The following is a 7571-nucleotide window of genomic DNA, read 5'->3' as shown; positions in this document are numbered from 1 at the left end:
GGGTTTTTTTCGTTTGAGTGCTAGTGAAAGCGCTTATTCAAGCCCGAGAAACTGAAACGGTTCTGTTTCCTTAAACTGCTCATTCACATTGCCGGCAAAGACATTGGTCTGATTTTCACCCAGATCGAGCTTTTTGACCTTGCCGGTCTCAGCGGAAAAATTCATGCCTTTCAGATCGACCCAGAATGTATTGGGTGTGAGTGCAGACTCAAAGAAATAGAGTTTGCGCTTCTGATCGGCCACAGTTCTCCAGCGTGTGGAAGAGATATTCGGCTGATCCGGCGTGGTAATACCATATGGCACCGACACATTGCGAATAACGCCAAACACACTTGCCAGCGCCACATCCGGATTTTCGCTCTTCGGAATGGCATTAATATAGAATGATGCGCGGGCAAAACGGTCTGCGGCACGATTGGTGCCCGGCAGCATGACTGTGCCGCCGATCTGCTGCCAATAGCTGTTCAGTGCCAGCTGCTGGTCAAAAGTCGGGGAATTCGTCATGACCTGATATTTACGGTTGTGATGAATAACCTGCTTGCCGTCGATATATTCGATAATTGCGCTGTCACCACTCGCATCGGAAATGGCCAGATGCAGCGTTGCCAGTCTGCTTTCACCCGGAACCTTATCGGTAACAATCGTATAAGGCTCGGTCTTCAGCGCGGCAACAGCTTCTTCCACCGTTGCATAATTATCAAGCACATATTGCGCCCAGGCAGCAATTGTCAGGCCGGGCTTGTCTTTTGTAAATTCCGGATATTCGGATTCTACCAACCACAAAACGCTGGCAGAAAGCCCGACTTCATTCATGCCGTCTGTGGTTGCAATATCATAACCCGAAGCGATGACGCTGCCATATTTCGATGTCCATTCAATCGAGTTTTCACCGGCCTCGCCATTCCGCTTCATGCCTTTCGGAAACAGCCAGAGATTGGTCGCCACATCCACTTTCCAGTCCATGGAACGGGCCGTGATCACATCATCATTTGCGCCCTGATAGACGACACGGGTACAGGCTTCCGCAATCAGCGGCGAAGCGAATAAGGACAATGCAACTGTTTTAGCCACAAGCGCAGAACGAACCGCTTTACGGTGCAGAAACATCAGAAAACTCCGCTGTTTGAATAAGATCAGAACCGCATGGACAGGCCGAGAACCGGCCCGTGCTGCACGACATCCCATTTAAAGGTGTGACCGGTAAAATCGTCACCCTGATAATCCTGCGACAGAACGCGGTAGCCAATGCGCAGATTGGTCGGGCGGTCAAACAGGAAAGTCCGGTAGCCGAGATAGGCCTGCGCATTCACGCTGAGTTTGGAGCCCACGCCAAAACCGCCGATATCAGCCTCACCGGACAGGTTCCAGCGCTCGTTCAGGTCAGTTTTCAAACGCACACCGATAAACGGATCTGTCCATTCTGCTTTTTTGGTAACGCTGAATCTTCCGACAGCAAGATCAGCTTTGATCTTTGTCCAGCGTACACCCACTGTCGGCTCGACTGTAAAACGCTGCGGATCGTTGAAAACGGTTACGCCGCCCAGTTCCTGCTCATAAACGCGATAGAATGCACCACCGGCGATCGAGGTTGTCTTCACATTCAGAGCCAGCTCATTGGCGAACAGGTTTTCGTCCTGTGTGGTGGAAACATATTGACCGTCGATATAAAAACCCAGCGGGCCTTTAACAATCTCGACATTCCCCATCACCGCCATATCAAGATTATCAAAAATCTCGGAGAACGGGATATTCACATCCGTATGAATACCGGCCAGAGCAGATTTACCTTTGAGCGAAGCGCCCCAGACATAAGGACTGACGATAATCTTCCAGCCGTCTTCGGCAATATATTGCGGCTGAGCCACATCGGCAGCCATTGCGTTACACATCATAGCCAGACCGGAAAGCGCTGAAGTCGTGAGAAGTGCAATATTACGCATAAGCAGGCATGCCCCTTGCCGATAAATTAAGAATCTATTGAGAAAATAGATGATTATGGCAGCGGGTCAACTTCCGTCCGAAGTATTCAGCTGGCATTTCCAATAAATAACATGATAAGACAAAAATAAATTGTGCAACCGGATTAAAAAAGCTGCAACAGCAAGCAATGTTCAAACGGTTTTTATTTCCAGATCATAGACCAGCACACCATCTGTACCGCCCTGCGCTGCAGCCACAATCTTCGCGCCGGTTTTCTGATGCTCGGCATCAGCAAGATAGGCATCACGGGACGCAGCACCAGCAAAATCCACGATAAAACCTTCCGAATAACCTTTATCCATGCCGGTTTCAGGGCTGACATTCTTACCAAGATGCACGGCGAGGAGCCCTTTTAAGCGAAATTTTAATGCCACGATTTCTGCAAAAATCGCATCCTTCTCAGCCTGTGAAACCGATGCTTTAAAGTGAATGAAGACACAGTGACGGATCATAAGGTTGCCTATCTAATTTGTGTCCGTGCACGCGGACGGAAATCATTGCGCTCATCGGCAAAAATCGCGGCAGGCAGCGGCGGTAAACCACGGATAATATCCGCTGCTTTTTCCCCCACCATTATAGTTGGCGCATTGGTATTGCAGGACGGCACGCGCGGCATCACCGAACTGTCACAGATACGCAGTCCCTCCAAGCCATGAACTTTAAGATCAAGACCAACAACAGCGTCCTCACCCGTTCCCATTTTGCAGGTGCCTACCGGATGATGATCGGTTTTCGCATTGGCACAACCATAATCAAACAAATCCTGATCACTCACCACCTGCTTACCCGGTAGTTTTTCCGCCAGAATAAAAGGTTTCAAAGCCGCCTGCTCGAAAATTTCACGCGCGATTTTCAATCCCTCAATCGACATTTTAACATCATGAGGATCAGACCAGTAATTCGGGTCAATCAGCGGCGCAGCCGCCGGATCAGCCGAGCGCAACCGCACCGTGCCGCGTGAACGCGGATGCAGATATGCGGAATTGAGTGTGACGCCGGCATTTTTAAGTTTTGCAACACCGGCTTCGATACCGGAGCCGAGGCCAAGATGAAACTGAATATCCGGCGAACGAGCTTGCGGGTCTACATACCAGAAACCGCCGGTCTCGAACAGGCTGGAAGCCACCGGCCCTGAGCGGAACAACACATATTCCAGCCCTGCCCACAATGTGCGATGCAGCTTGGCGACATTGTCATAGGTATGATCGCCCGTGCATTCTGAAATCACAAACAGGTCAAGATGATCCTGCATATTGGAACCCACACCGGCCAGATCATGCTGAACCGCAACACCGGCAGATTTCAGATGGTCTGCAGGACCAATGCCCGATTGCAGCAATAGTTTCGGCGAGCCGATAGCACCGGAGCACACCAGCACTTCGCGCTCGGCGCGGATAATCTCAGTGCCTTTGGCAGTGACAATTTCCACACCGACTGCCCGCGATCCTTCCAGCACAATGCGCGTTACGGCAGCACCGAGCCGGATTGTCAGGTTCTTGCGGTTTTTCACCGGCTCAAGATAAGCAAGTGCTGCCGAAGAGCGGCGGCGGTTACGTTGCGTCAGCTGATAAAACCCGACACCGGCCTGTGTTTTACCGTTAAAATCATGATTATAGGGAATACCAAGCTCCTGCCCCGCGCGGATATACGCATCGCAAATCGGCAAGGCAGAAACCGGCATCGACACGCCAAGCGGCCCGCCATAGGCATGATAGTCATCAGCAAAACGCTGATTATCCTCAGCACGCTTGAAATATGGCAGAACCTCGCGATAGCTCCAGCCTTTGCAACCGTCTTCCTCAGCCCAGAGATCATAATCCGCCGCATTACCGCGTGTATAAAGCTGGGCATTAATCGTCGAACCGCCGCCGATGACTTTAGCCTGCGTATAACGCAGCACCCGCCCTTTCATATGTTTTTGCGGGACAGTCTCCCAGCCCCAGCTGGCAACACCTTTGGTCATCTTGGCAAAGCCTGCAGGCATATGAAACAACGGATTGCGGTCGCTGCCACCAGCTTCCAACAGCAAAACTTTAACATCAGCGTCTTCTGACAAGCGATTTGCCAGAACACAACCGGCAGGCCCCGCACCGGTGATAATATAATCATAATGCATGGTTCTGATCCTTAAATCAGGTCATTTCAAAAATGCACGTCAGAAGCGCGCAATTGACAGGCCGCCATCCGCAGCAATCACTGTTCCCGTGGCAAAATGCATGGCACCGGAAGCAAGACCGGCACAAATCGCTCCGATATCCGCCGCCTCTCCCCAACGTCCGGCAGGCACCAGTCCTTCAGCAATCAACACATCATATTTTTCTGAGACTTTTGCAGTCATATCTGTGCGGATAATGCCGGGACGAACCTCAAAAACCGCAATACCACTCTGAGCAAGCCGTAATGCCAGCCCCTGACTGAAAGCCGACAGACCTGCTTTGCTGACACAATAATCCAGCCGTTCGGGTGAACTGGCAGATGCGGAAACCGAGGTAATATTAATGATTGTACGGGGTTTCTGACTGTGCTTCACCGCCAACATTGAGCGTACAACAGCCTGCGTAAAAAAGATTGTACCCCGCAGATTAACATTCATAACCGCGTCAAAATTTTCCGGACGCAACTCCAGAAAATCCCCGCGAATAACAGAGCCGATACCCGCATTATTCACAAGGCAATCAATAGTACCAAAGCGTTGAAATATCGCATCAACCGTTGTTTGATGCTGACAGGTATCAGACAAATCCGACTGCCAGTAATGCGCATCGGCACCCAGTGCACCGAGTTCCGCGAGTACAGGATCGTCAGTCTGAACAGACTCTACTCCAGTAAGCGCAACATCAAATCCCGACTGCGCAAGCGCTTTGGCAGTCGCGAAGCCAATACCGCGACGGCCGCCGGTAATCAAAACAACAGGACGCTGTGCAACTGTCATGACTGCAAATCCTTTGCAGAAATATGTGCGGCCACCCGCAATGCCTGTGCAGCAATTGTGAGTGCAGGATTAACCGCCGCAGATGTCGGCAGAAAAGATGCATCAACCACAAACAAATTGGGATGGTCATAGGCACGGCAAAAAACATCCAGCGGTGCCTGTGCCGGATCACTCCCCATCCGCACCGTTCCGCATTGATGTGACGGTGTACGCTTGTCAAAAACACGGGACAAAACGAGCGGAAAGCCAGCCGCCTTCAGCACTGTCTTCAGCTTTTTCACCAAATCAAGATGCGCCTGCCAGTTGGTACGCTGCCACTGCATGATGATGCGTTCGCCATCCACCATAATCCGGCTGTCCGGATGCGGAAGATCCTCGCTCATCGCGTAGAAATCGATGGCATGGGCGGAGAGTTTGTTCAGCATCCATAGCGGTACTTGCGGCAGGCTGGCTTTGAGAATCTGCCCGGAAACACGTCCCAGAAGCTGCACATTCCCTAAAGGTGCGCCACCCTGACCATCGGAAAGATAGAAGTCATTGAGGCCGAAAGTCTTTTGATAAACAGACGTGTTTTTATACCATGGCGACACAGCCAGAACCGCACTCGCATTATGGTTCATGAAGTTACGACCAACCTGCCCTGAGGAATTGGCCAGTCCCTGAACGTGCTGCGCATTGGCTGAGCGCAGCAGCAAAGCGGCAGATTGCACCGCCCCCGCAGACAGGATTACCAGTTTCGGTGTCAGGCGATGCTCAGTGCCGTCTTTCACATAGCAGACACTCTCAATATGCCTGCCGTCAGCCGCCGTGTTCAGTTTTGTCACCCGTGAACCGGTTTGCAAACGGATATTGGAATGCTGCAAGGCTTTGGCCAGCGCAGTCGTTTCGGCATCCATTTTGCCGTCATCGCAATTGGGATGCGCATCCCACGGCGTTTTCGCCTTGCGCAACCAACGCTCCACATCCACACCCAGAGGCAGTGAAAAAGGCTGCAAGCCATTAGCCTTCAGCCGTTCCCTTACCTTAGCAATTGCAGGCTCTTCCGGCACAGGCGGAAAGGCATAGGCTTGCGAATGAAACGGCTCGGTCGGATCGTCACCCGCAGCGCCCCGCACCTGATAAAGCTGCTCGGCCTCGCAATACCACGGCTCAAGCTCCTCATAGGCGAACGGCCATGCAGGAGACACGCCCTCCCTGTGTTGCATCTCCTCAAAATCCTCGGCACGGTAACGCAACAGCACCGCACCATAGAATTTTGAATTGCCGCCGACATTGTAATAATTACCGGGATTAAAAGCTGTATATCCGCCTGCACCGCCGCTTTTCTCATCCCAGAACTCGTCTGGCCGGAAAAAGCCGCGCTGAAAAATTGCAACCTGATCACGATTTTCCGGTCTGTCCGGCAAATGCCCGCCAGCCTCAAGGATCAGAATATCAGCGCCGCTCGCCGCCAGCCCCGAAGCGATTGTCGCTCCGCCGATGCCTGAACCGATAATGACAATATCCGGCTGCCTGGATGAGGAAGTACCCATGCACTTATCTCACGCAATACGCTGTTGCGTTTGCGGATCAAAGAACACAGCTTTATCCAGATTAAAGGCCAGCCGCGCGGTTTGCCCCGCATGGATATGCGCATCTGCCCGCAATCGCGCTACCACTTCCTTACCGCCGAGCTTGGTCACGGCAAATGTGTCCGAGCCTGCCGGTTCTACAACCTCAATATGGCAGTCACCTTCCGCAATTGTACCTGCATTGCGGTCTGTTCCGTCAGGATCAGTCAACGCCTCAGGACGGATACCGAAGACCACTTGTTTACCGGCATAGGCATCCAGTTCATTCTGTCTCGCAGGCACCGGCAGTTTCAGCGGGTCGCTATCTGGTCGCTCAAGTGAAATCTGCAGCCCCTGCGCACTGTTTTCTACGGTTGCTGTCAGTAAATTCATAGCTGGCGAGCCCATAAAATCCGCTACGAACATATTGACCGGACTGTTATAAATTTCTGCCGGTGTGCCGAATTGCTGCAGAATTCCGTCTTTGAGAACGGCAATTTTTGTTGCCAGTGTCATCGCTTCAATCTGGTCATGGGTCACATAAACGATTGTGGTTTTCATGCGCTGATGCAGACGTTTGATCTCGGTGCGCATATCCACACGCAGCTTGGCATCAAGATTGGATAATGGTTCATCGAACAGAAAGACCTGCGGATTGCGCACTAGCGCCCGCCCCATTGCCACACGCTGGCGCTGACCGCCGGAAAGCTGGCTGGGTTTGCGATCCAGTAAATGCCCGATCTGCAACATTTCCGATACGTCGCGGATGGCTTTTTCACGTTCATCTTTCGGAACGCCGCGCACTTCCATGCCGAATGCGATATTTCCGGCAACCGTCATATTCGGATAAAGCGCATAGGACTGGAATACCATGGCAATATCACGCTTGGACGGCGGCAGATCAGCGACCGCTTGACCATTAATAGCAATATCACCCGCGCTGATCGGCTCCAGTCCGGCAATCGTGTTCAGCAATGTGGATTTGCCGCAGCCGGACGGCCCGACAAGCACCAGAAAACCGCCCTCCTCAACCTCAAGACTGATATCCTTGAGAATTTCTACTGCGCCGTATGACTTGCGAAGGTTTGTGATTTTAAGAAATGACATGC

7 protein-coding genes are annotated in these 7571 nt (G+C 52.0%); all 7 read right to left on the bottom strand.

What is annotated here, in order from left to right; all coding sequences use genetic code 11:
• Positions 1 to 33: 33 nt before the first annotated feature.
• The 7 genes from A918_RS0101980 to A918_RS0101950 all read right to left on the bottom strand — a co-directional run bounded on the left by A918_RS0101980 (position 34) and on the right by A918_RS0101950 (position 7569).
• The gene (locus A918_RS0101980; RefSeq protein WP_022709431.1) at positions 34 to 1107 is read right to left on the bottom strand and encodes a linear amide C-N hydrolase; all 1074 of its coding nucleotides are present in this window, start codon (positions 1105 to 1107) and stop codon (positions 34 to 36) included.
• 26 nt (positions 1108 to 1133) lie between these two features.
• Positions 1134 to 1940: a hypothetical protein gene (locus A918_RS0101975; RefSeq protein ID WP_022709430.1), complete on the bottom strand. Its 807-nt coding sequence runs from the start codon at positions 1938 to 1940 to the stop codon at positions 1134 to 1136.
• 171 nt (positions 1941 to 2111) lie between these two features.
• Entirely contained in the window at positions 2112 to 2432 is a 321-nt protein-coding gene (locus tag A918_RS0101970; RefSeq protein ID WP_022709429.1) for a Dabb family protein, read from the bottom strand.
• An 8-nt stretch (positions 2433 to 2440) separates the two neighbouring features.
• Positions 2441 to 4096, bottom strand: coding sequence for a GMC family oxidoreductase (locus A918_RS0101965; protein ID WP_022709428.1), 1656 nt, complete (start codon positions 4094 to 4096; stop codon positions 2441 to 2443).
• A 39-nt stretch (positions 4097 to 4135) separates the two neighbouring features.
• Positions 4136 to 4912, bottom strand: a complete 777-nt coding sequence (locus A918_RS0101960; protein ID WP_022709427.1) for a 3-ketoacyl-ACP reductase — start codon at positions 4910 to 4912, stop codon at positions 4136 to 4138.
• Entirely contained in the window at positions 4909 to 6444 is a 1536-nt protein-coding gene (locus A918_RS0101955; RefSeq protein WP_022709426.1) for a GMC oxidoreductase, read from the bottom strand. Before A918_RS0101955 ends, A918_RS0101960 begins: the two co-directional genes overlap by 4 nt.
• Positions 6445 to 6453: 9 nt before the next feature.
• A complete protein-coding gene (locus A918_RS0101950) occupies positions 6454 to 7569 on the bottom strand; it encodes an ABC transporter ATP-binding protein (RefSeq protein WP_022709425.1) in 1116 nt (371 codons plus the stop codon).
• Positions 7570 to 7571 lie beyond the last annotated feature (2 nt).

The sequence above is a fragment of the Pseudochrobactrum sp. AO18b genome (genome assembly GCF_000409565.1).
Classification (GTDB): Bacteria; Pseudomonadota; Alphaproteobacteria; order Rhizobiales; family Rhizobiaceae; genus Pseudochrobactrum; species Pseudochrobactrum saccharolyticum.
Note: the sequence above shows the minus strand (reverse complement) of the source record. Positions and strands in the feature narration are given on the sequence as shown.

Coding starts and splice junctions, on each gene's coding strand:
- A918_RS0101975 (WP_022709430.1), bottom strand. CDS start 1,940: ATGCGTAATATTGCACTTCTCACGACTTCAGCGCTTTCCGGTCTGGCT.
- A918_RS0101965 (WP_022709428.1), bottom strand. CDS start 4,096: ATGCATTATGATTATATTATCACCGGTGCGGGGCCTGCCGGTTGTGTT.
- A918_RS0101970 (WP_022709429.1), bottom strand. CDS start 2,432: ATGATCCGTCACTGTGTCTTCATTCACTTTAAAGCATCGGTTTCACAG.
- A918_RS0101955 (WP_022709426.1), bottom strand. CDS start 6,444: ATGGGTACTTCCTCATCCAGGCAGCCGGATATTGTCATTATCGGTTCA.
- A918_RS0101950 (WP_022709425.1), bottom strand. CDS start 7,569: ATGTCATTTCTTAAAATCACAAACCTTCGCAAGTCATACGGCGCAGTA.
- A918_RS0101980 (WP_022709431.1), bottom strand. CDS start 1,107: ATGTTTCTGCACCGTAAAGCGGTTCGTTCTGCGCTTGTGGCTAAAACA.
- A918_RS0101960 (WP_022709427.1), bottom strand. CDS start 4,912: ATGACAGTTGCACAGCGTCCTGTTGTTTTGATTACCGGCGGCCGTCGC.